24 protein-coding genes are annotated in these 22361 nt (G+C 68.4%); 17 read left to right on the forward strand and 7 right to left on the reverse strand.

The window, feature by feature from the left end; all coding sequences use genetic code 11:
- Positions 1 to 56 precede the first annotated feature (56 nt).
- The 10 genes from OG707_RS29840 to OG707_RS29885 all read left to right on the forward strand — a co-directional run bounded on the left by OG707_RS29840 (position 57) and on the right by OG707_RS29885 (position 9806).
- Positions 57 to 368, forward strand: coding sequence for a WXG100 family type VII secretion target (locus OG707_RS29840; RefSeq protein WP_206960714.1), 312 nt, complete (start codon positions 57 to 59; stop codon positions 366 to 368).
- A gap of 62 nt (positions 369 to 430) precedes the next feature.
- Positions 431 to 721, forward strand: coding sequence for a WXG100 family type VII secretion target (locus OG707_RS29845; RefSeq protein ID WP_329123720.1), 291 nt, complete (start codon positions 431 to 433; stop codon positions 719 to 721).
- A 115-nt stretch (positions 722 to 836) separates the two neighbouring features.
- Positions 837 to 2105 carry a type VII secretion-associated serine protease mycosin gene (gene mycP, locus OG707_RS29850; protein ID WP_329123722.1) on the forward strand — a complete coding sequence of 423 codons (1269 nt, stop codon included), beginning with the start codon at positions 837 to 839 and terminating at the stop codon, positions 2103 to 2105.
- 49 nt (positions 2106 to 2154) lie between these two features.
- Positions 2155 to 2514, forward strand: coding sequence for a hypothetical protein (locus tag OG707_RS29855; protein WP_329123724.1), 360 nt, complete (start codon positions 2155 to 2157; stop codon positions 2512 to 2514).
- A 40-nt stretch (positions 2515 to 2554) separates the two neighbouring features.
- Positions 2555 to 4132 (forward strand): WXG100 family type VII secretion target, encoded by a 1578-nt coding sequence (locus OG707_RS29860; protein WP_329123726.1) that lies wholly within the window; start codon positions 2555 to 2557, stop codon positions 4130 to 4132.
- A gap of 80 nt (positions 4133 to 4212) precedes the next feature.
- Positions 4213 to 5526 (forward strand): type VII secretion-associated serine protease mycosin, encoded by a 1314-nt coding sequence (mycP, locus tag OG707_RS29865; protein ID WP_329123728.1) that lies wholly within the window; start codon positions 4213 to 4215, stop codon positions 5524 to 5526.
- Positions 5527 to 5632: 106 nt separating this feature from the next.
- Entirely contained in the window at positions 5633 to 6922 is a 1290-nt protein-coding gene (gene mycP / locus OG707_RS29870) for a type VII secretion-associated serine protease mycosin (RefSeq protein ID WP_329128049.1), read from the forward strand.
- 345 nt (positions 6923 to 7267) lie between these two features.
- A complete protein-coding gene (locus OG707_RS29875) occupies positions 7268 to 8443 on the forward strand; it encodes an outer membrane protein assembly factor BamB family protein (RefSeq protein ID WP_329123731.1) in 1176 nt (391 codons plus the stop codon).
- A 186-nt stretch (positions 8444 to 8629) separates the two neighbouring features.
- A complete protein-coding gene (locus tag OG707_RS29880; protein WP_329123732.1) occupies positions 8630 to 9235 on the forward strand; it encodes an N-acetylmuramoyl-L-alanine amidase in 606 nt (201 codons plus the stop codon).
- Positions 9236 to 9254: 19 nt separating this feature from the next.
- A complete protein-coding gene (locus OG707_RS29885; protein ID WP_329123734.1) occupies positions 9255 to 9806 on the forward strand; it encodes a YciI family protein in 552 nt (183 codons plus the stop codon).
- On the opposite strand, the gene OG707_RS29890 is transcribed toward OG707_RS29885, so the two are convergent.
- Both OG707_RS29890 and OG707_RS29895 read right to left on the reverse strand, forming a co-directional pair.
- A complete protein-coding gene (locus OG707_RS29890) occupies positions 9742 to 10905 on the reverse strand; it encodes an MFS transporter (protein WP_329123736.1) in 1164 nt (387 codons plus the stop codon). The two genes, OG707_RS29885 and OG707_RS29890, sit on opposite strands and share 65 nt — an antisense overlap.
- 32 nt (positions 10906 to 10937) lie before the next feature.
- Positions 10938 to 11345, reverse strand: coding sequence for a hypothetical protein (locus tag OG707_RS29895; RefSeq protein ID WP_329123738.1), 408 nt, complete (start codon positions 11343 to 11345; stop codon positions 10938 to 10940).
- Between the two features lie 89 nt (positions 11346 to 11434).
- Here OG707_RS29895 and sigJ point away from each other — a divergent pair, with 89 nt between their 5' ends.
- The 3 genes from sigJ (at position 11435) to OG707_RS29910 (ending at position 16203) form a co-directional block, all read left to right on the forward strand.
- Positions 11435 to 12337, forward strand: a complete 903-nt coding sequence (gene sigJ, locus OG707_RS29900) for an RNA polymerase sigma factor SigJ (protein WP_329123739.1) — start codon at positions 11435 to 11437, stop codon at positions 12335 to 12337.
- An 84-nt stretch (positions 12338 to 12421) separates the two neighbouring features.
- Complete coding sequence (locus OG707_RS29905; protein ID WP_329123741.1) at positions 12422 to 12916, forward strand: hypothetical protein; 495 nt, start codon at positions 12422 to 12424, stop codon at positions 12914 to 12916.
- Between the two features lie 62 nt (positions 12917 to 12978).
- Positions 12979 to 16203: a GH92 family glycosyl hydrolase gene (locus tag OG707_RS29910; RefSeq protein WP_329123743.1), complete on the forward strand. Its 3225-nt coding sequence runs from the start codon at positions 12979 to 12981 to the stop codon at positions 16201 to 16203.
- 48 nt (positions 16204 to 16251) lie between these two features.
- Here OG707_RS29910 and OG707_RS29915 read toward each other — a convergent pair whose 3' ends face one another.
- From OG707_RS29915 to OG707_RS29925, 3 genes are all read right to left on the reverse strand, one after another.
- Positions 16252 to 16905, reverse strand: a complete 654-nt coding sequence (locus OG707_RS29915) for a DUF1707 domain-containing protein (RefSeq protein WP_329123745.1) — start codon at positions 16903 to 16905, stop codon at positions 16252 to 16254.
- A 43-nt stretch (positions 16906 to 16948) separates the two neighbouring features.
- Positions 16949 to 17260 (reverse strand): hypothetical protein, encoded by a 312-nt coding sequence (locus OG707_RS29920; RefSeq protein ID WP_329123747.1) that lies wholly within the window; start codon positions 17258 to 17260, stop codon positions 16949 to 16951.
- Positions 17261 to 17398: 138 nt separating this feature from the next.
- Positions 17399 to 18034, reverse strand: coding sequence for a hypothetical protein (locus OG707_RS29925; RefSeq protein ID WP_329123749.1), 636 nt, complete (start codon positions 18032 to 18034; stop codon positions 17399 to 17401).
- Between the two features lie 48 nt (positions 18035 to 18082).
- Here OG707_RS29925 and OG707_RS29930 point away from each other — a divergent pair, with 48 nt between their 5' ends.
- Positions 18083 to 18469 (forward strand): hypothetical protein, encoded by a 387-nt coding sequence (locus tag OG707_RS29930; protein WP_329123751.1) that lies wholly within the window; start codon positions 18083 to 18085, stop codon positions 18467 to 18469.
- Positions 18470 to 18487: 18 nt separating this feature from the next.
- Here OG707_RS29930 and OG707_RS29935 read toward each other — a convergent pair whose 3' ends face one another.
- On the reverse strand, positions 18488 to 19123 hold the full coding sequence (locus tag OG707_RS29935) for a hypothetical protein (protein ID WP_329123753.1): 636 nt from the start codon (positions 19121 to 19123) through the stop codon (positions 18488 to 18490).
- 143 nt (positions 19124 to 19266) lie between these two features.
- Here OG707_RS29935 and OG707_RS29940 point away from each other — a divergent pair, with 143 nt between their 5' ends.
- From OG707_RS29940 to OG707_RS29950, 3 genes are read left to right on the forward strand one after another with little or no spacing between them, the layout of a single operon-like run.
- The gene (locus tag OG707_RS29940; protein WP_329123755.1) at positions 19267 to 19593 is read left to right on the forward strand and encodes a WXG100 family type VII secretion target; all 327 of its coding nucleotides are present in this window, start codon (positions 19267 to 19269) and stop codon (positions 19591 to 19593) included.
- A 6-nt stretch (positions 19594 to 19599) separates the two neighbouring features.
- Positions 19600 to 20568 (forward strand): WXG100-like domain-containing protein, encoded by a 969-nt coding sequence (locus OG707_RS29945; RefSeq protein WP_329123757.1) that lies wholly within the window; start codon positions 19600 to 19602, stop codon positions 20566 to 20568.
- Positions 20569 to 20590: 22 nt separating this feature from the next.
- Entirely contained in the window at positions 20591 to 20959 is a 369-nt protein-coding gene (locus tag OG707_RS29950; protein WP_329123759.1) for a hypothetical protein, read from the forward strand.
- 76 nt (positions 20960 to 21035) lie between these two features.
- Here OG707_RS29950 and OG707_RS29955 read toward each other — a convergent pair whose 3' ends face one another.
- Entirely contained in the window at positions 21036 to 22355 is a 1320-nt protein-coding gene (locus OG707_RS29955; protein ID WP_329123761.1) for an SUKH-4 family immunity protein, read from the reverse strand.
- Positions 22356 to 22361: the final 6 nt, after the last annotated feature.

Consider the following 22361-nt stretch of genomic DNA (forward strand, 5'->3'; position numbering starts at 1 on the left):
TCCGGGGGCTGACAACGGCTACCCGGTCACCAACGAAGCATGGGGGAAGGTGCACCATGGCCGGCCAGTTTCAGGTAACTGAGGACGAACTCCGCGTCCTCTCGGGGAAGATCGACACCGTTCGGGGTCAGATCCAGGGCGAGATTTCGCGGCTCAACGGCGTGATCGACCAGATCGCGTCCGGATGGAAGGGCGAGGCGGCGACCTCGTACCACCAGCTGCAGAACCGCTGGAACGAGGACGCTCGCAAGATGAACGGCATCCTGGGCGACATCAAGGACGCCGTGGACTCGACGCGTACGAACTACAACGCGTCCGAGGACCAGCAGAACTCTGAGATCAGCAAGATCATGTCCGACTTCGGCTGATCTGCCCGCTCTTCACAGCACTGCCATCGAACGTACCGACTTCCTTCTTCTGTAAAGGAGCATTGGCGATGCCCATTCTCGTCAATTTCGCCACCATCACCCAGGCGTCGCAGGACGTCTCGGGTACCGCCCAGCGCATCAAGCAGCAGCTCGATGACCTGGAGGCGTCCGTCAAGCGCGTCGCCAACACCTGGGAAGGCGAGGCCCAGCAGGGCTACCAGGCCAAGCAGCAGCAGTGGGACACCACCGCCGCCGACCTGCACGCCACCCTGCTGAAGATCTCTTCCGCGCTGCAGAACTCGGCCGACAACTACCAGGCGACGGAGAAGAGCAACGCCGCCACCTGGGGCTGAGCAAGTCATGGACGTGGGTCGACCCGGTCAGCGCTGCTGCCGGGTCGACCCACGTCTGTCGGTAGGCACTTCACCTTTCACGCAAGCCCTGGGAGTCCTGAACATGGGGGTCCTGATGCCCCGTACGAGTGGAACCCGCGCACTGCAGCGGGTCTTTGGCGTACTCGCGGCCACGGGAGCCTGCCTGGCGGCAGTCCCCGCAGCGTCCGCCGCCGCCTCCGACAAGCACGACAAACCTGACTTCGGCCTGGCCTCCAGCTCCGAATGCGTCTTCGGCGGCGGCAACATCAAGCCCACGCCGTGGTCGCTGCAGCGCATCCTCCTCGACCAGCTCCGTGAGGAGTCGAAGGGCGCGGGTGTCACGGTGGCGGTGATCGACACCGGCGTGGACAAGGGAAACGATCAGCTGGCCGGGGCGCTGGCCCCCGGCGGCAGGGACTTCGTGGGCAGCACGGACGGCACCGTGGACCTCGAGGGCCACGGCACCCGGGTCGCGGGCATCATCGCGGCGCGCCCGGCCAAGGGCAGCGGCTTCGCGGGGCTTGCTCCGGAGGCCAAGATCCTGCCGCTCCGGTACACGGGCAGCGGCAGCGACGATCCGAAGAAGCAGGGCAACTCGGGCACGATGTCTGCCGCGATCGATTACGCGGTCAGCAAGCACGCCTCGATCATCAACATCTCCTCGGACACGGTGAAGCGCCAGGACAATGCGCAACTGCGGGCAGCAGTGGCGCGGGCGGTGACTGCGGGAGCCCTGATCATCGCGGCGGCGGGCAACGAAGGCGCGGACGGCAATCAGCTGGCCACCTATCCGGCGTCGTACGAGGGGGTCCTCGCGGTAGGTGCCTCCGACCGCAACGACGAGAGGGCGTTCTTCTCGCAGTCGGGCAAGTTCGTGGACGTGGCGGCGCCCGGCGTAGGCATGATCTCGACGGTCCCCAAGGGCGGCCAGTGCACGGCCGACGGCACGAGCTTCGCGGCCCCGTACGTGGCGGGCGTGGCAGCCCTGCTGAAGTCCAAGCACCCGGACTGGACGGCGAAGCAGCTCACCACACGCATAGAGGAATCAGCCAAGCGCACGGGCCGCGGCCCGAACCAGTTCCTCGGCTGGGGCGTCGTGGACCCGATCGCGGCCCTGGGTGACGACTCCGAGCCGGCGGACGACGCGGTCATGGACCCCAAGCCCGACGTGGTGGCGGGCCAGGTGGTCCCGATGTCGGTCACGATGGGCGAGACCCAAGCCGAACGCGATCGGCGGACGGCGATGTACGTGATGGGCGGATCGCTGGTGCTGGTGCTGACGGTGGCCGGCAGCGGTGTGGTGGTCCGCGACTGGCGACGGAAGCAGACGCGGGCTGCGGGTGCGGGCACGGGTTCGCTGTAGTCGTCTGGCAACAAAGACATATAGGTAACAGGGGAGAGGAAACGGGGTTATGGCGGGCGACGGTAGCGGGATGCGGGTCGATCTCAGCGCGATGGATGAGGTCATCCGGAAGCTCTGGGGACTGCTCGACGAGATGGACACTGCGGGGACGACGGCGAAGTACAACACGGAGATCCCGGCGACGGCTCTGGGGCACGAGTCGTTCAAGGAAGCGGCGAAGCTTCACGCTGCACACGGCGAGATGAAGACCAGTATCGAGGCCATGATCAAAAAGCTGCACGGGCTGATCGACGAGTTCGGCACGAGCACCTCGAAGGTCAGGGACAAGTACAGCGAGCAGGAAAACGCGAACAAGACCCAGATGGGGGGCAACTCCGGTGGCCCCAAGACGAAGCCCGGACTTGAGTAAACGCATTCCTGGCTAGGGCCACTGACGGAGGGGAAGTTCAATGGCATACGGATACACGACGCCTCAGCAGCAAGAGGCGATCCGGAAGGCGAATGAGGAAAGGCTTCAGAAGGAGCACGACGAGAAGCTGGAGGAGCAGCCGAACGGTGGAATGGACCGTCCCACCGGGCTGGACACCAACTTCATGGAGTACTCGATCAAGGGCTTGAAGCGCATGGTCGAGGATGCAGATCCGGGCAAGATCCTCGAGATCAGCCAGCACTGGAAGTCGGTCCACCACACCCTTTCCGGCGGCGAGGGAGACAAAACGGGGCGAGTGGACGGCGTGTCTGCCGGGGACAGCGTCGCCGGGATGCTGGACAAGGCAGTTTCGAACGTCCTTGAGCACTGGGAGGGGCAGGCAGCCCAGGCCTTCCAGAGGAAGGCTCAGGAAGTTTCCACCAGCATCCGCAATGCTGCCGCGTACGCCAGCCTGACAGCAGGGCAGATGGATGCGGTCCAGAACGACCTGCGCCAGGCCAAGGAGACGATGCGGAGCATCAAGGAGCCTGGATTCTGGGACAAGGTCGGCGACAAGCTTTCCGACTACGACCGCGACGACACGCAGATGCAGAAGGACCTTGCGAACGGAGTCGACGCGAAGGCTGCGGCTGCGGCGAACGCGGACCGGCTCTCGGCCACCAAGGAGAGGCAGCTGCAGGCCGTCTCCGTGATGGAGAGTCTTGGGTCGAACTACCAGACGTACGCGAAGAACATCAAGACAGACAACATTGACCAGCAAAAGCCCATCACCCCGCCGAACAACCAGGTGACGGTGCCGCCGCCGGTCCACATCCCGACTTCCAATGCCAAGGTGCCGGGGAAGGCGGGTACGACGGACAAGTGGAGTTCGGGTCAGGTCAAGCCTGTTCAGACCGCCCCGACGGTTCCGCACGACTCAAGCCTTCCGCCGGCCCACACGCTCCCGTCGACGGGTAGTCACGACATCGGCAGCTACACGCCGCCGTCAGTCGGAACCAGCGTCGACGGCATCACCACGCCGACACCCACCACCGGAATCGGTAGTGGCGGCATCGGCAGTGGCGGCGGTGGCGTCGGTGGAGGTGTCGGAACAGGTGGCCTCGGCGGTGGCGGCGTCGGTGGAGGATCCGGTTCTGGCTTCGGCGTTGCCGGTGCAGGCGGTCTGGCCGGCGGCATGGCAGCCGGTGCCGGTGGTCGTGGCGGCGGCGTCGGTGGCGCCGCAGGTGCGGGCCGAGGTGGTGCCGCTGCTGGCCGTGGAATGGGCGGAATGGGCGGCGGCGCCGGTGCGGGTGCACGCGGTGGCGCTTCCGGAGCTGGTGGCCGAGGGGCACTTGCCCGGGCCCGTGGCGGCGCGGTCGGCGCAGCCAAGGGAGTCACCAACAAGACCGGCGCAGGTGCCGGTTCCGGTCTGCACGGCAGCCGCGGCGGCTCGCAGCGTGGAGCGTCGGGCGCAGGCGGCATGGGCGGCGCTGCTGGCCGCGGCAAGGGCAAGAAGGGCCAGGGCGAGGGCAGCGATCGTCCGGACTACCTGGTCGAGGACGAGGAGACCTGGATCTCCGAAGAGCAGGGCCGGATCGTACCGCCCACCATCCAGTAGGTGAACGAGCAGCCCACCCGGCAAGCGCTGGGTGGGCTGCTCGCTGGCGTGACCAGTTGTAGTTGAGTGAGGAGCAAGGAATGGGTTTCAAACGAGTCTGGCCCACGACGGGAGTTGTGGCCTTGACGGGAGCCTTGCTCCTTGGTTCAGCCACGAGTGCGTCGGCGGACTACATCAGGGACAAGCAATGGCCTTTGACGGCGTTCAACGCCAAGAAGGTCTGGACTGTGTCGCAAGGGCAGGGCGTGACGGTCGCCGTTGTGGACTCCGGAGTGGTCGGAACCCATCCTGACCTCACTGGGCAGGTACTGCCGGGGAAGGACTTTACGGGCGCAGGGAATCCTAACGAGGACACGCTCGGCCACGGCACGTCAATGGCTGGCATCATTGCGGCTCATGGGCATGGTGCAGGAAATGCCGATGGAGTGATGGGGCTGGCACCAAAGGCAAAAATCTTGCCAGTGCGAGTCACCACCCCGGACAATGACAATCCGGAAACCAATTGGGCACCGGCTGTCCGCTACGCGGTGGATGCCGGCGCCAAGGTGATCAACCTCTCCTTCGCCGCTTCAAACGGATCGTCAACTTCCAAGGGTGCGGAAGCAATTGCTTACGCGCAGCAGCATGATGTCGTTGTGGTGGCCGGTGCCGGAAACGATGGGATCGATAACATTGGGTTTCCGGCGTCCCTCCCCGGGGTGGTGTCCGTAGGGGCCGTCGACGAATCATTGAAGGTCGGTAATGACTCGAACTGGGGCAAGGGTCTCGTTCTGACTGCTCCGGGCGTAAAGAACATCGTCGTGGCGCCAAATCAGCCAAACGGCTATGCGGAAGCTACGGGTACTTCAGACTCGACGGCCTACGTATCGGCTGAAGCCGCTCTGCTGCGTGCCAAGTTCCCGAATTTGACGGCCGGGCAGATCATCAACCGGATGATCAAGTCGGCGACGTACGGCGACAATGCTGTATCGAAGAAGCCTGACGAGAAGCTTGGCTACGGGATGATCCGCCCGTATTCCGCGCTTACCATGGACATCCCGGCTGGTCCGAAGGAAGGTCCCCTCGCGCAGTCGCCCGTTGCGTCGAAGTCCGCAGCGAATCCGGAGAAGTCGGATACTCCCAAGAAGGACTCGTCCTCTTCATCATCGGACGACTCTTCGTCGGTGAGCCCGATCGCGATCGTCGCCGGCATCGCAGTAGTCGTGGTGATCGCCATTATCGTCGTGGTCATCATCCGTCGCCGTAACCGCGGTGGCCCGGGCGGCCCCGGCGGCGGCACCCCTGCACAGGGTTACGGCGGCTACCCGAATCAGCCGCAGTACCCGGCCAATGCTCCAGGCCAGGCGCCGCAGAATCCCCCCTACGCCCAGCAGCCCCCGTACCAGGGTCAGTAGTGCATTTCAGTGGTTGATTGAGGAGTAAGGAATGGGCGTCAAGCGAGTCTGGGCCGCGACGGGAGTTGTGGCCCTGACGGGAGCCTTGCTCCTCGCTTCGGCTCCGATGGCGTCGGCCGACTACATCCGGGACAAGCAGTGGATTTTGAAGGCGTTCGACGCCGAATCTGTTTGGTCCCAGAGCAAAGGCCAAGGCGTGACGGTCGCAGTGGTCGACACGGGAGTGGACGGAAGTCATCCAGACCTGACTGGGCAGGTGCTTCCAGGCAAGGACTTCCTCAGTGCCGGTGGCAGTGCGCACAGGGACCTCGATGGCCACGGAACCTCCCTGGCCAGTGAGATTGCGGGGCATGGCCACGGCGCCCACCATGCAGACGGTGTGATGGGGCTTGCGCCTGCTGCGAAGATCCTTCCACTTCGGATTTCGTCCAATGGCAAGGATATTCACGACGCTACTTGGGCCCCGGCGGTTCGGTACGCAGTCGATCATGGCGCCAAGGTCATCAATCTGTCCTTTGGTGGCGGCGGGACCAGGCCCGGCTCTGATGGCGCTGAAGCGGTTGCGTACGCGCAGGCGCACGATGTTGTCGTAGTCGCGGGTTCGGGAAATGACGGGCATGACTCGATTTCTTACCCGGCTGCCCTCCCTGGGGTGGTTTCCGTTGGCGCCGTTGACGGCAAGGCGAATGTCTGGGACGACTCCAACTACGGCCATGGTCTTACCATTACCGCCCCCGGTGTAAATATCGTGGGGGCCAAGACCTCCAGTCCCAGCGGTTACGCAGAGGGATCGGGTACATCCGATTCGACGGCCTATGTTTCGGCTGCAGTGGCTCTCGTGCGGGCCAAGTTCCCCGATCTGACTGCTGGGCAGGTCATCAACCGGCTCATCAAGTCGACGACGTACGGCGGCAACACGATCACCAAGAAGCCGGACGACAAGTTCGGCTACGGAATCCTGCGCCCGTACTCGGCGCTCACCATGAGCATCCCCGCAGGGCCCAAGGAAGGACCGCTCGGGCAGGCGCCGGCGGCCAAGGAGTCCGGAGGGGCTCCCGGCACCGACAGGTCGACCGACCGCAACTCCGAGGAGTCGGCTGCCTCGTCGAGCAGTCCGTCCTCGGGGGCCCTGCTCGCCATCGTCGGCGGGATCGCGGCTGTCGTGGTCATCGGCATCGGCATCGTCGTTGCGGTCATCATCCGTCGCCGCAATCGTGGCGGCCCGGGCGGCCCGGGCGGCCCTGGCGGTGGCACGCCCGTCCAGGGCTACGGCGGCTACCCACACCAGCCGCAGTACCCGGCTCACGTGCCGGGGCAGGCTCCGCCGAATCCCCATCCGTACGCCCAGCAGCCCCCGCAGGGCTATCCCCAGCAGCCCCCGTATCAGGGTCTGTAGGGCTGGAACAGTTCAATACTCGAGGAGCGCGGCGCAATGGCCGTAAACGGTCCAATTCCGGGGACACCGGGGCCCTATGGGCAGTCGCAGCCGGGGTACGGGCCGCCGCAGCCGGCTGTGCCCCCACAACAGGGGTACGCGTACCCACCGCAGCCGCAGCCTGCGATGCCGCCACCTCCTGGATATGGCTATGGCCAACCGAACCCGATCGGGCCGCCGCGTCCGCCCAAGAAGAGAACAGGGCTCATCCTGACGCTGGTTCTGGCGTTGGTAGTCCTGGCCGGAGCAGGCGGCGTCGGCGCCTGGTATCTGACCAGGAGCTCGTCCGTCCAGCCCTTCTGGACCGTGAAGACGAACGCCTCTTGGATCGGTAACCACCAGGAGACGCAAGGTACTTGGTTCACCGGCAAGGCCGTGGTGCAGACCCTGGCCGACGGGGTGACGGCGTACGACCTGAAGAGCGGCACGCAGCTCTGGACGACACCGCTCCCTGGCGCCGGCAACCATGCATGCCTCGCACCGTCGGACTCGTACGGCGGGATTGGTGTCGTCGCCTACGGCGGGAAGCACGAAGGCGCTTGGGCTGGGTATGCGTGCGATCACGTTGCCGCGTACAACCTCGACACCGGCAAGGTGGTCTGGAGTAAGTCGCTCAACTTCACCTTCAAGGCCAATGACGTCGATCCAGTTGACCGTGACCAGGTTTCGGTGGCTCGCTCGCGTGGTGTTGTGGTCGTCCGCACCAACAAGGAGAGCATCGCGCTGCGGATCGCCGACGGCACCTCTGCCTGGAACCCGGAACGGGCAGCCACAGGCGGCTGCAATGCCGGTTCGTACACCGGAGGCGAGCTCCTCGTCCGAGTGCAGCGCTGTGAGAGCGGCAGCTATCCGAACGTCAAGTCGTGGCACACCGAGTCGTTGATCGACCCGGAAACAGGCAAGGCGAAGTGGATGACCAAGGAGGGAAATCGGGCAACTACCTTCCCCGTCTCGACCTTGCCCATGGTCTTCAGCTCCAACACCGAGACCTACGTCGCGAATGAGGCAAATGGCGTGCGGCGCAGTGTGTTTGGCAGCGCGCTGGACCAGACAGTGAACCTGTTCACTGAACGCGCGTCTGGCAGCGTATGGCCGGACACCGCCGTGTTCGCCAATGTCTTCGTGATGGGGGTAGCCGGAAAGGACCACGAGAGCGGCTTCGTGACGGCCTACGACCTCGACAGCGGTCGACAGGTGTGGAGAACGCCCGCACAGGCGCATACCCAGTACATTCCGCTGATGGGGACGGGCGCGAACCGGATCCTCGTGTACGTCAAGACGGACAATGCCGCCAAACTGATCGAGATGGGCAAGTACGACGGTTCGATGAAGACGCTCGTCGAGTATCCGGAGTCGGTCAACAAGAGCATGAGCTCGGGAGCGTGGCCGCATTGGCACGACGGCAGGATCTACGTCACGGGCGTGGGGGGCGGAAGCGGCGACACCAGCCACTCGCTCATGGTGCTGCCCACGACGAAGTGACCCCGATGGCACGCTGCTGAACCTCCGGGGCCGACCCCTGGCGCGAACCGCCTTTGGTCGGCCCTTTGGCATGTTCCAGGAGGTCTTGGCAGGGGTGTGGGGGTGGGCTCATCATGAGGCGCGTCGTTGTCATGGACGCGACTTGCGCTTGCGTGCCCCCCATCCCCCTCCCCAAGGGAGCGCCCCATGGACCAGCCCAGCCCCCACGCCGACAGACCCTCGCGCCGACGCCTGCTGCAGGGTGCCGCGGTTACCGCCGCGGCCGCCGCGCTGGGGCCGCTGGCCGCCGGCCGTGCTGCTGCCGCGGCTCCGTATCCCGTGACGCACTGGATACCGGCGAGCACCTCCAACTACACGGTCTCCAGCCGTCCGAGCAGCTATCCCCTCAACTACGTGGTCATCCACGTCACTCAGGAGACCTTCCAGGACGCGATGCGGATCTTCCAGGATCCGGCCCGCAAGGTGTCCGCGCACTACATGGTCGCCTCCGGCGACGGCTACATCGGACAGTTCGTGCGTGAGAAGGACATCGCCTGGCACGCCGGCAACTGGGACTACAACACGCGCTCCATCGGCATCGAGCACGAAGGCTGGGTCGATCAGCCGGAGTGGTTCACCGATGTGATGTACCAGCAGTCGGCGAAGCTCACCGCGGCCGTCTGTGACCGTTACGGCATCCCGAAGACGCGCACGCACATCATCGGCCATGTCGAGGTTCCGGGCACCGACCACACGGACCCGGGGCCGTACTGGGACTGGGCGAAGTACATGAAGTTGGTCAACGCGGCCTGACCTGCTGGAGACTGGTGAGATGGAGTTTCTCTGTTATCACCGTGATCGGCCCGGCTCCCTGGAGCTACGTGGCGAGCTGCTCGAAGCGCACTGGTCCTACATGGACGGGTTCGCCAAGGAGATGATCGCTCGTGGACCCACTCTGACCGAAGATCGGGAAGCGCCCACCGGCAGCATTCATATTCTCGATCTTCCCGATGTTGCTTCTGCTCGTGCCTTCGCCTTCGACGAGCCCGGGTATCAGGCCGGTGTCTACCGCGACGTGCTGTTGCGGCGGTGGCGCAATGTGCTGGGGCGCACCATGTGGGAGTTTCCCGGCGGAGACACCGAGGGGGACCGGTATCTGGTCCTCGGGTTGGGGGAGGGGGACGCCGTGGATCTCGATGTGCCCTCGGGGGACGCGGAGTTGATCGCCTTCGGGCCGCTTCTCGCCGACGACGGTGTCACCTGGCTGGGGACGGCTGTGCTGCTTCGGGCTCCCGATGCGGACACCGCACGTGCCGTCCTCACCGTGGATCGGTATGCCTCGGTCGAGGTGCATCCCTGGCAGTTCGGAGGGCGATCGTCATGACGATCACCGAGATCAGGGCGATGCCCGCCCCTACGTAGAGCGGCGCCGCGTAGCCGAGGCCTGCCGTGATGGCCAGGCCTCCCAGCCAGGCGCCCAGTGCGTTGCCCAGGTTGGACGCGGAGACATTGGCGCTGGCTGCCAGTGCCGCTCCGCGGGCGAAGTCCGTGACGCGCGTGATCATGCCGGGCACGGTGGCGAAGCCGAACAGGCCCATCAGGAAGACGAGTATCACGGAGGCCGTGGCGCTGGTGGCGAGGAGGCCGAACGCGGTCAGGGTGGCGGTGAGTCCCAGGAGGGCGAGTATCAGGGCCCGGTCGCGGTCGTGGTCGGCCGCCCGTCCGCCGATCAGGTTTCCCGCCACCAGGCCGGCCCCGTACACCATGAGGAGCCAGGCGACGTCCCGGTCGGAGAAGCCGCCGACCTCGGTGAAGGTGTACGCGATGTAGCTGAACGCCCCGAACATCCCGCCGTAGCTGAGCGCGGTGGCCGCCAGCGTCAGCCACACCTGCCCGGAGCGGAATGCTCGGAACTGGTGCGGCGGGCTCGTCTCGGCCGTCCCCGCCGGTACGAGCGCCACGATCCCCGCCAGTGCCAGTACGCCGAATCCGGTCACCGCCCAGAACGCCGCCCGCCAGCCCCAGCGTTCACCCACCAGCGCGCCGAACGGCACGCCCAGCACATTCGCGACCGTCAGCCCGGCGAACATGACCGCCACCGCGCGCGACTTCTTCTCCGGTACGACGAGACTGCGCGCGACCAGCGAGCCGATCCCGAAGAACGAGCCGTGGCACAGCGCCGCCACCACCCTGCCGAGCAGCATGATCCGGTAGTCCGGTGCGACGGCGGAGAGCAGGTTGCCGATGACGAACAGCGCCACCAGGCCGACCAGGATCCTCTTGCGGGGCAGCCGCGCCGTCGCCGCGGTCAGCACGATCGCGCCGACCGCGACACTCAGTGCGTAACCCGAGATCAGCCAGCCCGCGGCCGCCTCGGAGACCTCGAAACTCGACGCCACCTGCGGCAGCAGACCGGCGATCAGGAACTCGGTCAGGCCGATGCCGAAGCTCCCAAGTGCCAGGGCTGTCAGTCCACTTGGCATACGGCGCTCTCCGATCGTGGGGGATCTGTCGATCATGCCTCACGGGAGGGTTGCGGCCGAGTGGTGAACAGCACCTGGCCCAGTGCCAGCAGGCTCAGGCCGAACATCAGGACGCCCAGCGGCACATGCAGCGCCGGGTGGTGCGTCACGCCCAGCACCACCTGCACCGACGCGAGGACCAGGAAGCCGGACGAGTAGAGGATGGGGCGCGGTGAGCCGCCGCCCGGGCGCCACGCCAGGATCGCGGCGAGGACGTACAGCATCGTGGCCGCGTACATCACGCGCGCTCCGGCGCTGTGCAGCGTCTCGCCGTAGGACGTGGAGAGCAGCAGTCCCGCGCTGACTGCCTGAAGGAAGATCGTCAACGTCTGCAGGGCTATGGCGACTTGGAGGAACGTGGCTCTGGTGGTGGTCGGTGCTGCCGTCGTCTGTGCGGCCATGACGCGGTCCTCTCTTCTGCCTCGCGGCAAGTGGATCAGTAAGGTCTCAGTAGTCCGACGACACGGGCCCGCGAAATGTGAGGTCGAGCATGAGCACCAGTACGGTCACCGGCGAGCGGCGGCAGTTGATGAACGTCGCCTACCGGCTCCTCGGGTCGGTCGCCGAGGCCGAGGACGCCGTGCAGGAGGCGTACGCCCGCTGGTACGCGATGTCGCCGCAGCGGCAGGCGGCGGTCGAGGCGCCCGGTGCCTGGCTGACGACGGTGGTCGGGCGGATCTGTCTGGATCTGCTGGGGTCGGCGCGGGTCCGGCGCGAGCGGTACGTCGGCGAGTGGATACCCGAGCCGCTGCCCGACCGTACGGAGTGGTTCAGCGGGCGGGCCGAGGCGGGGGCCGAGCCGGTCGACCCCGCTGAGCTGGTCACGCTGGACGAGTCCGTGAACATGGCTTTTCTCGTCGTACTGGAGTCGATGACCCCCGCGGAGCGCGTGGCGTTCATCCTCCACGACGTCTTCCGGTACCCCTTCGGGGAGGTCGGCGCGATCGTCGGGCGCACGCCCGCGGCCTGCCGGCAGCTGGCGTCCTCGGCGCGCCGGAGGGTGCGTGACGCTCAGGCTCCGGTGGGGGCGGCCGCGGGGCAGGCCGGTCTCGTACGGGACTTCAAGCAGGCCTGGGAGGCCAAGGACATCGAGGCCCTGGTCGGGCTCCTCGACCCCGACGCCACGATGATCGCCGACGGCGGCGGTCTGGTCGCCGCCGCCCTGCGCCCGGTCGAGGGCGGTGAGCGCATCGCCCAGTTCCTGGCCGGGTTCGCCGGCAAGACCCCTGGGCTCGTGCTTCTGGAGCGGACGGTCAACGGGCTGCCGGGGCTGGTCGCCCGGCACGAGGGGGTCACCGTGTCCGTGGCGGCGTTCGGCCTCTCCGGCGGCCGTGTCACGCACATCTGGGCGGTCCGCAATCCGGAGAAGCTGCGGTTGTGGAGTGGGGAGTGAGTGGTTTTGCGGTAGTTCGTCGGGAAGGGTGGTAACGGGAGTCGTATCCGGAATGCGGCGTGCACATGTGGCAGGCTGCGCCGCATGTCAGGAGACCCTTACGACGGCCACCACCCCGTCCTCGTGATCCTGGTGGCCGTCGCCGGATGCGTCGCCGCGCTGTGGATCGACATCCGCGCCGTGCTGCTGCTGTCGCGGGCCGGGGCCGGGTGGACCACGCGGACCGCCGTGAAGGGCGCTGCGCTGCTGGTGTGGGCGGGCATGATCGGCATGTACACCTGGGGTGTGCTGCACCTCGTACTGCTCGACGAGGACCGCCAACTGCGCGCGTGCCAGGAGGCGTTGGGGCCGGAGCGGGCCAAGCTGCTCGACGGGTACGAGACCTCCTTCGTCCCCCTGCGGTTCGGGTGCCATCTGGAGAACGGATGGACGTACGAGGCGGTCGTGCCCGGGTACGTCAATCCCGTGACGGGGATCTTCGCGGTCACGGCGGGGGTTCTGACTCTGGTCGTGCGCTACTCGTCCGAGGGTGTGGTGCGCGGGGGTGTCGCCAACTCTCCTTCTGCGTCCTCCTCTTGACCTGGCGCCGTTCGTCCCTGAGGGTGTGGTGGGTTTGAGCCGCAAGTAAGCAGGAGGTACGCGTGAGACGTTGGAAGACTCGAGGTGCGCTGGCCGCGGTCGCGGCGATGCTGTTCGTGGGGACGGCCGCGCCTTCTTCAGTTGCTGTGACAACGTTGTCAGGAGCATTCGCGGGAGGACACGGCGCCCCGCTCGTCGACGATCCCAGCGATTACGTCGACCCCCTCATCGGCACCGGCAGAGGCGGGTCCAGCGTCGGTGAGATCAACAACTTCCCCGGGCCCTCGACCCCGTTCGGGATGATGCAGTTCTCTCCCGACACCCCCGGCTCCTACGCCGGGTACCAGTACCACAGCGACACCATCCGCGGCTTCAGCATGGATCACGCCTCGGTCGGCTGCACCGCCTTCGGCGACGTGCCGGTCCTCCCCGTGACCGGTGACGTCGGCGCCGCCCCCTGGGACCGCGTCGAGCACTTCTCGCACACCGACGAGAAGGCGGAGCCCGGCTACTACGCCGTCACCCTCGACGACTCGAAGGTACGGGCCGAGCTCACCGCCACCACCCGTACCGGACTCGCCGCCTTCACCTTCCCCGAAGGCGCCGCCGCCCAGGTCCTCGTCAAGGGCGGTGCCAGCCTCGCGGGCGACAAGGCCGCCGACATGCGTGTCGTGGGCGACCGCGAGGTGACCGGGTCGGCCACGACCGGGAACTTCTGCGGCAAGGGCAACGAGTACACCGTCCACTACGCCATCACCTTCGACCAGCCGTTCACCGCGCACGGCACCTGGGACGGCAAGACCGTCACCGCGGGCAGCGACACGGTGGACGCCCCGAAGGCGGGCGCGTATCTGACCTTCGACACGGCGAAGAACCGCACCGTGCAGGCCAAGATCTCGATGTCGTACGTCTCCGTGGACGGCGCCGAGGCCAACATGGCCGCGGAGGTGCCGGGTTGGGACTTCGGCGCGCTGCGGCAGCAGACCCGCGACCAGTGGACGCTTGCGCTGCGCAAGGTCCGGGTCGCGGGCCAGGACACCGACGAGCTGAAGACCTTCTACACCTCGCTCTACCACGGGCTGATGCACCCGAACACGTTCGACGACGCCGACGGGCGCTACATCGGCTTCGACAACAAGATCCGCACGCTCCCCAAGGGCCGTCACCAGTACGCCAACTTCTCCGACTGGGACACCTACCGCTCGCTCGCCCCGCTGCAGGCGATGCTCTGGCCCAAGGAGGCGAGCGACATGGCGCAGTCGCTCGTCAACGACGCGGTGCAGGGCGGCTGGTGGCCGCGCTGGCCCGTCGCCAACGACTACACCGGGCAGATGACCGGCGACAACTCCGTCGCCCTCATCTCCAACCTCTACGCCTTCGGCGCCCGTGACTTCGACCTCAGGACCGCGCTGAAGTACCTGGTCAAGGGTGCGACGACGGTGGACGACACCCCGGGTGCGTACAAGGAGCGCCCGGACATCGCGAACTACGTCGAGCGCGGCTACGCACCGAACAACGACGCCTCCCGCGGCGACCACGCCCGCGTCGGCGGCTCGGTCACCCTCGAGTGGGCGATCGACGACTTCGGGATCGCACAGCTCGCGAAGGCCGCGGGCGACGAGAGCACCGCCCGCACCTTCACCCGGCGCGCCCAGAACTGGCAGAACATCCTCAACCCGGCCACGGACTACCTCCAGCCGCGCGGCGAGGACGGCCGCTTCCCGGACGGGCCCGGCTACCAGCCGCCCGCCCCCGGCAAGTTCGGCCAGGACGGCTTCGACGAGGGCAACGCCGCCCAGTACAACTGGCTCGTACCGCAGAACACGGCCGGTCTGATCCAGGCGATGGGCGGCCGCGACGCGACGTCCCAGCGGCTCGACACCTTCTTCGCGAAGCTCAACGCGGGCCCGAACGAGCCGTACATGTGGGCGGGCAACGAGGTCAACTTCGGTGTTCCGTGGGTCTACAACCACCTCGGCACCCCCTGGAAGACCCAGAAGACGGTGCGTGACATCGCCACCACCCTCTTCAGCCCGACGCCCGACGGAGAGCCCGGCAACGACGACCTCGGCGCCCAGTCCTCCTGGTACGTCTGGGCCGCGCTCGGCGTCTACCCCTCGACGCCCGGCACGCCCGACCTCTCCGTGCACAGCCCCCTGTTCGAGCGCGCCGTGCTCGATCTCCCGGGCGGTGGAAGGGACTTGGACATCCGTGCGCCGAAGGCCGCGGCGTCCGCCCCGTACGTCCACGACCTGAAGCTCGACGGCCGTGACTGGGAGCGCACGTACCTTCCGCAGTCCGTCGTACGGGGCGGAGGCCGCCTCGACTTCACCCTCTCCACCACCCCCGACACCCACTGGGCGACGTCCGCGCAGGCGGCGCCGCCCTCGTACCGCACCGGCGAGCACCCCTTCCTGGTCAGTGCCACGCCCAACCAGTCCACCGTCGTGCCCGGCGGCGCGGGGGCGGACATCACCGTCGACGCGCAGCGGCTCGGCGGGCGCGACCACAGCCTGACGGTCACCGCCGAGGTGCCGAAGGAGCTGAGCGGGAGTGCGCGCAGCAAGCAGCTGAAGCTCGATGCGCGGACGGGGTCGGGGAGCGTCGCGTTCACCGTCACCGCCGCAGCCGGGACGCCCGAGGGTTACTACGAAGTCCCGCTGACCGTGAAGGGATCCGGGAAGTCCGCCCCTGTGAAGCTCTCGGCGTACGTCCTGGTCGCCGCGGAGGGCAGCCTGTCCGCCGCGTACGACAACACCGGGATGTCGGACGACGCCGACCACGGCCAGGGCGACCTCGACGGCGCGGGCAACACCTTCTCCCGGCAGGGGCTCGCCGCCGCCGGGCTGAAGGGCGGCGCCCGGCTGGAGGCGTCGGGCACGTCGTTCGTGTGGCCCGCCGCCCCGCAGGGGCGCCCCGACAACCTGGTCGCGGGCGGCCAGACGATCGAGCTGGGCGCGGCCGCCGAGGACGCGCGGAGGCTGCTGTTCGTGGGCTCCGCCACCAACGGTGACCAGCGGGGCAGCGCGACCGTGACGTTCACCGACGGCACGACCGGCACCGCGGACCTGTCGTTCGGCGACTGGACCCTGCCGGGCGGCGGCAGCGACCCGGTCTTCGGCAACACCGTGGTGGGCAAGGCCCCCAGGAACCAGGGCGGGGGTCAGGGAGGACCTGCGTACGTCTTCGCCACGACGCCCTTCCAGGTGCCCGACGGCAAGCAGATCAAGAGCGTGACGCTGCCGAAGGACGGGGAGCTGCACGTGTTCTCCGTCGGACTCGGCTGAGATCACAGCCGCGCAGGCCGGTCCGGCGTCGTCCTGACGCCGGACCGGTCAGCGGCCGAGCTCCGGCTTCGACTGCGGGCGTCGCAACAACCACTGCCCGAAGGTGCGGCGCGGCGGCTTCGGGGCGCGTACGCGGATGCTGCCGCTGTGGACCTTGCCCGTGATGTGCACCTGCAGCCGGACCGGCGCCGCGGGGTCGGGCTGCGCCCGGTTCCGCGCACTGCCGCTGCGCACCGTCACCTCGTCGAGGTCCACCCGTACGTCCGGCGGCACCACCAGCGTCACCGAGCCGCTGTGCACCGACGCCTCGATCTCGAGCACGGGCAGTGCGATCACGGCGCCGGTGAAGTCGAGCGAGACCGCGCCGCTCCCGACCTCGATCTCCAGCCGCTGCGGCACCACCCAGGGACCCTCCCGGCGGACGCTGGCGCTGCTCACCACGATCCGCGACACCTCCTTCGGAGCCGCGGCGGCGACACCGACGGGGAGGGCGGGTCCCGCGGCGGTCGCCGGCAGATCCGCGAGCACGGACTCGAGCTCCCCGTACGTACGGGCCGTCAGCGCCACCTCGAGCCGCTCGTCGAGCTCCTCCGCGGTCAGCCTGCCGTCGCCCGCGGCGATCTGCAGCCGCTCGACGACCAGGTCGCGGTCCTCGTGGGAGGCGCGGAGTCTGCTGCGATCGGGAACCAGTTCACCGGACATGCCTTCAATGTACTGGGGGAGGGGAGACTCCAGCAGGCCGCTCTCAGTACAGCCAGAAGCCCAGTGCGGCGATGGCGAGGCCCGGGAGAAGGAGCAGGCCCGATCCGAGGAGCGCGCCCCGCAGGGCGCGGCCGCGTGGCGGGCCCGAGCTGCGCCAGGCGGTGAAGCCCCCGTGCACGCCCAGGATCGCGAGTCCGCCGCCGACGACCAGGGCGATCGCCACGAAGAAGTCGTCCCAGCCGGGGGAGTGGGCGGAGTAGTGGTGCCCGACCGCGGCGAGAGCCGCCGTGGCTGGATTGCCGTTCACGTACTGCTGGTCCTCTTCTGGTCGGAGCGGAGCGATGAGGGCTGTCACACCAAACCTCCCCCGGGCGGCAGGCCCGGGGGAAGGGGGTTGGGAGTATCCAGAGAGGCCTTGGCGTACTGAAGGGAAAGCAGTGACGCAGATTTTCCCCGGCGCAGGGGCAACGTTGAGGTGAGGGCGCGGGGGCGGTCAGGCTTTGCGGGCGGCCGTGCGCTGTACGTGGCCCTTGCGGTCCGGGGTGCCGATGTGGCCCGTCGCGCGCTCGGTCTCGCCGAGCCAGAGCTGCGGGGCGTGGCGCTGGACCGCCGCCGTCAGCTGGTCGCGGGCCGCCGCGTCGAAGGGGAACCGGTAGCGCAGGCGCGGGAGTTGAGGGGCCAGTGGGTCCTCGTCGCGGACCAGGGTCCACAGGACCGGATCGTCACGGTCGATGGGGCCCGTGGGGTACAGCTCCAGGGAGTAGACCTTCGTACGGCGGCCGAACGTGCTCCAGTGGACGCCCGCTCCGGCGAGCGAGTCCCAGCGGATCAGGCCCTGGGCCGCGCCGCGCTCCAGCCAGAAGCCGGTCTCGTCGAGGCTGACGCGCAGCCCGCGCCCGTTCCGTACGGAGACCAGCGGGATCGCGGCGAAGAAGAGGAAGAGCAGGCCCATCACCACGGCCCCCGCGCCCCGGGCGCTGCCTCCGGCGAGCATCGCGATGCCGCCGATCAGGCAGAGCAGCCCGATCGCCGCGAGGACGGTCCCGATCGCGATCAGCTTGGAGGCGCGGCCCGTCGTACGGACGACCGTGGCGGCCGGGGAGGGGGACAGCGTGCGGGGCGAAGACATGGTGGCGAGTCTAAGGAATCGGTAAAGCGCGGCGATAGGGTCGGCGCCATGACGACAGACGGTGAGCAGGGGGCGTACGGGACCGAGGGCCGTACAGGCGGCGGCACGGCCGCGCCGGCCGAGCTGCGGGCGCGCTTCCGGGCGGAGGGGCGGCCCGGTCTCGTACGGGACCGGGCCGCGGAGGCCCGGCGGACGCGACGGCTGTACGCGTCGCTGCAGGCGCTGTTCGGTCTGGTCTTCCTGTTCGCGATCGGGATCCGGCTGGCCAAGGGCACCGACCCGGGACTCTGGCTCGGCGCGTACGCGGTCGGAGCGGCCGGCTGCGCGCTCGCGATGCGGCTGTCCCTGCGGGGGCGTACGCGCCTGGCTCTCGCGGTGTTCTTCGTGACGGCGGCGGTCGGGGGACTGGGCGACAGCCTCGTCGCCCAGTCGTAGCATCCGCGGCCTTCTACCTCAGAGCACCAGGCCCAGCAGGAACGACACCGCGGCCCCGGCCAGCCCCGCGACGGAGACGACGATCGCCGCCGTACGCGCCCGGCCGCGGCCCGCCGCGTCCCAAGTCGTCGAGAACGGGACCTTGTTGCGTCCCGCCGGGAGATGTCCGGTCGTCACGTACAGCAGCCCGAGCGCGAAGACGAGCCACGAACCGAAGAAGCCGGCGAACCACCCGCCCGCGCGATACGGCGCGGTGATGACGTAACTCGTATCGGTGTCCGTGGAGAGCGTCGGCGCACCCGTGCGCTGGACCGACAGCTCGGTGCCGCCCGGATAGCGCCGCTTGCCGTCCTCGATCTGGGCGTTGATGTCACGGGTCTTGCCGTCGTCCGAGACGAAGGTCCCGTAACAGGTGACATGCCGGCTGTTGTGGCGGCGGGCCCGCGACGTGGTGGTGTGGCTGGTGTCGCAGGACTGCACGGTCAGTTCGCCGTGGGTGCCGATCCAGCCCACCGTGTTCGCGCCCTGGTACGCCGTGAAGGCCGCCGCCAGCAGTGCGAGGAGCAGGAATCCGGCACCGGCCGCGCGCCCCAGGACTCTCGGTCCTTCGGGTGCGGGGGAGGCGGTGGGCGGTGCGAACGGAGCCTGGGCCACGGGGAGTTCGTCCTTTGCTGTGCAGGGTGTGGGGGGCCTGTGTGACGGCCGCGGCATACCGGGCCGAATGTCACATCGGTGCGCTAGGGTACCGGCCTGATCGCCATTCAATTGCAAAGTGAAAGCACAACGGGGGAACAACCATGCCAGGCAGTGGGTTCGACGTCGATCCGTCCGTACTGAAGAGCCAGGGCGGCGAATTCGAGCGGATCGGCGGCGATTTCGCGGTGGCCGCAGCCACGCTCAAGGATGCGCTCGCCGCGCTCGAAGGCGACGAGCCGCCGTGGGGCGCGGACACCATCGGCGGACCGTTCGACGTCGTCTACCAGCCGGTCAAGGACGGGATGAACGACTCCATGGCGTCGCTCGCCGAGCGGCTCAAGGGGATCGGCGCCAAACTCACGGCGACCGGCGCGAATTACGAGAAGACCGAGGACATCGTCACCATGACCTACACGCCGGGGAGCTGATCGGCCATGTCACTCACACTCCCCGGCGAGGTCGCGTGGGTCCTCGGACTGCTCGGATACGAATGGCCCGAGGCCGACGAGGACAAGATCGTCCAGACCGCCGACGCCTGGCGGGCGTTCGGCGCGGAAGTCGCGCGGCTCGAGGAAGCCGGAATGACGGCCGCCGGTGCGGTCCGTGCCGCGAACTCCGGAGATGCCACCGAGGCGTTCGACAAGGAATGGCAGAAGTACGCGGGCGACGGCTATCTCGGCGATGCCAAGTTCATGGCGGAGACCATTGCCATCGCACTTGATGTCGTCGCCGTGAACGTCGTGATCAGCAAAGTCTCGGTCATTGCCCAGCTCGTTGCACTCGCATTCGAAATCGCCGCCGCGCAGGCGGCCGCGCCCTTCACCTTCGGGCTCTCCGAGGCGGGAGCCGTCGGGGCCACGCAGATCACGCGGGTGGTCGTACGGAGGGTGCTGGACGAGCTGGAGAAGGTGATCGTCGAGACGATCACCAAGACCATCAAGGAAGCCTCCCTGCAGGCGCTGAAGGACATGGCCAGGCAGGCCATCACGGACGCGGCGAAGGAGGCGGCGACGGGGGTCGCGCAGAACCTCGTCGAGCAGGGCGTCAAGGTCAACTTCGGGGCGCAGAGCGGCTTCGACCTCAAGGGCGCGGCCAGTGAGGGCCTGGACACCTTCAAGGAGTCGGCGACGAGCGGGATCAAGGACGGTCTGACCGGGGTCAAGGAGAACATCGAGGGTCTTGCCGACCCTCGTACATACTTGCAGGCGGCGACGGACCGGGCGGGCGAGCACGCGACGAACGGGGTGAACCACCTCGCGGGCAACGGGGGTTCGGGTGGTGGCGCCGGCGAGCAGGGGGCCGGCGCTGCGGAGACGCCGCCCGCGAGCCAGAGCCCGAGTTCCGGTTCCGGCTCGCACCGCAGGACCCCGCACGCGGACCGTGTCCGTTCCGACTTCGGCTGAACGAGAGAAGAGGACAAGCCCCATGGCTGCACAGACCCCCGACCAGGGCGGCGTCTGGGACGAGGCGCTGGAGCCGTCGCAGCTCCGCTCGCTCAACTCCGCGCTGCGCAAGCTCGCCGACAGCGACGGCGGAAGCCCCGAATTGCGGGAAGCGGCAAAGAAGTTGATGTCCGGCCGCGTCACGCTGCGCGACGCGCTCGACGACCCGTCGGTCTCGCGCGGACTGCTGTCCGGCACGGCGTCCCTGCGGGAGAAGTGGGAGGCGGCCTCGGAGGAGGAGCGCGAGGCCGTACGCGAGGGTGAGCCCGCCCCCGACGACAGCCCGACGCGCCCGTCGGACGGCCCGAAGAAGCCGCCCGGCCGCCACAGCGGAGGCTTCTCGCTCTATTAGGAGCCGAGAACGGCAACGAGACGCGCCCCCGGCAGCCACAGCACTGCGGGGGGCGCGTCTCGTTGCCGTCAGCCCGTCAGAACAGCCCGTGCCACATCTGCTCCACCACTACGGACCACCAGTTCTCCGGGTGACCCAGCGCGACCGCGTCGATCGCCGCCAGCTGTTCCTGGAACGCCGCCACCGCCGCACCCGCCGTCACCGGGTCGAGTCCCCGCATCCGCACCCGGGTCGAAGCCAGCAGCGCCAGCGAGCGGGCGAAGGCCGCGACCGAGGTGTTGATCCAGCGGGTATTTGCTGTGGCCAGGTCGATCGCCCAGACCGAGCCGAGCCCGTCGGGCGTACGGCGCGACGGGTCGACCTGCACCATCACCGTGTAGAGGCCGTCCGTCCCGATGCGGGCGAAGTGCGCCAGCTTGCGTACGTCGGACTCCTCGGCCCGCGTCCCCGCCGCGAGCGCCGCCGCCGACCCGTCCGCGAACAGGCCCCCCGCGGGCGGCGCGTCGTCGCGGTCCGCGGTGAAGAAGAACGGCACGTCCGCCGGGAGCCCGGCCCACGTCAACGTCTTCTTCGCGTCGTCCGGCAGGCGGCTGGCGGCGATGTCGTCGGCGTCGTAGCGGCGTACGCCCTCCGCGCCGAAGACCTCCGTCAGATGCCGGCCCACCGCCACGTCGCGCAGCGGCTCCGCGGGCGCGACCTGCGCCGGCACCTGCACGGTCCGCGGCCGGGGCGGCGCCTGCTGGCCGGCCATCTGCGCCATCAGCTCCGCGTGCTGGACCAGACCGGCGATGCCCTGGGCGCGCTCCTCGGGGGTCGCGCCGTACTCGTGCGTGCACGAGAACTGCGCGTTCGGGAAGGAGTTGAGGACCTGCGCCGTGTATCCGCCGGGCAGCAGCGCGGGCCGCAGATCGGTGTGGATCCCGACGACATTGCCCTCGGGGACGTTCATCCTGCGCAGCTCGGACCAGGCCTGGTACTCCACGGGCGGCAGACCCGGGGCCGCGTTCTTGAAGAGGCTGGTCTCCTCGCCGTTCGCCGGGTCGACGTACGTGAAGACGGCCGTGTTCCCGGGACCGGTGACCGGGCGCACCGCGGCCGTGCCGCCACCGTGCTTCTGCTGGTACATCCGTACGACCTCCTCGACCGGCACCGAGGGCCACACCGTCAGCTCGCCGGACCGCCGGTCCACCACCCCGCACGCGTTCCCGATCTCCGCAGGGGGCCGCCGCTCGCCGGTCTCCGGGTCCCGCTCCATGGGTGCGGGCGCGGCCCACACGACCCAGCCGAGGTCGAACTCATGCATCTTCACCTCACGGCGCGGGGCGACGGGCCCCTGCAGTCCATAAGGGTTGAGCCATTGGTCGGCGGTGGCGAGCGCCTGATCCTGGCTGATCACGAGGGG

This window comes from Streptomyces sp. NBC_01465 (assembly GCF_036227325.1).
GTDB lineage: Bacteria > Actinomycetota > Actinomycetes > Streptomycetales > Streptomycetaceae > Streptomyces.

Coding starts and splice junctions, on each gene's coding strand:
- OG707_RS29840 (WP_206960714.1), top strand. CDS start 57: ATGGCCGGCCAGTTTCAGGTAACTGAGGACGAACTCCGCGTCCTCTCG.
- mycP (WP_329123722.1), top strand. CDS start 837: ATGCCCCGTACGAGTGGAACCCGCGCACTGCAGCGGGTCTTTGGCGTA.
- OG707_RS29855 (WP_329123724.1), top strand. CDS start 2,155: ATGGCGGGCGACGGTAGCGGGATGCGGGTCGATCTCAGCGCGATGGAT.
- OG707_RS29860 (WP_329123726.1), top strand. CDS start 2,555: ATGGCATACGGATACACGACGCCTCAGCAGCAAGAGGCGATCCGGAAG.
- mycP (WP_329123728.1), top strand. CDS start 4,213: ATGGGTTTCAAACGAGTCTGGCCCACGACGGGAGTTGTGGCCTTGACG.
- mycP (WP_329128049.1), top strand. CDS start 5,633: ATGGCGTCGGCCGACTACATCCGGGACAAGCAGTGGATTTTGAAGGCG.
- OG707_RS29880 (WP_329123732.1), top strand. CDS start 8,630: ATGGACCAGCCCAGCCCCCACGCCGACAGACCCTCGCGCCGACGCCTG.
- OG707_RS29885 (WP_329123734.1), top strand. CDS start 9,255: ATGGAGTTTCTCTGTTATCACCGTGATCGGCCCGGCTCCCTGGAGCTA.
- OG707_RS29890 (WP_329123736.1), bottom strand. CDS start 10,905: ATGCCAAGTGGACTGACAGCCCTGGCACTTGGGAGCTTCGGCATCGGC.
- OG707_RS29895 (WP_329123738.1), bottom strand. CDS start 11,345: ATGGCCGCACAGACGACGGCAGCACCGACCACCACCAGAGCCACGTTC.
- sigJ (WP_329123739.1), top strand. CDS start 11,435: ATGAGCACCAGTACGGTCACCGGCGAGCGGCGGCAGTTGATGAACGTC.
- OG707_RS29905 (WP_329123741.1), top strand. CDS start 12,422: ATGTCAGGAGACCCTTACGACGGCCACCACCCCGTCCTCGTGATCCTG.
- OG707_RS29915 (WP_329123745.1), bottom strand. CDS start 16,905: ATGTCCGGTGAACTGGTTCCCGATCGCAGCAGACTCCGCGCCTCCCAC.
- OG707_RS29925 (WP_329123749.1), bottom strand. CDS start 18,034: ATGTCTTCGCCCCGCACGCTGTCCCCCTCCCCGGCCGCCACGGTCGTC.
- OG707_RS29930 (WP_329123751.1), top strand. CDS start 18,083: ATGACGACAGACGGTGAGCAGGGGGCGTACGGGACCGAGGGCCGTACA.
- OG707_RS29940 (WP_329123755.1), top strand. CDS start 19,267: ATGCCAGGCAGTGGGTTCGACGTCGATCCGTCCGTACTGAAGAGCCAG.
- OG707_RS29945 (WP_329123757.1), top strand. CDS start 19,600: ATGTCACTCACACTCCCCGGCGAGGTCGCGTGGGTCCTCGGACTGCTC.
- OG707_RS29950 (WP_329123759.1), top strand. CDS start 20,591: ATGGCTGCACAGACCCCCGACCAGGGCGGCGTCTGGGACGAGGCGCTG.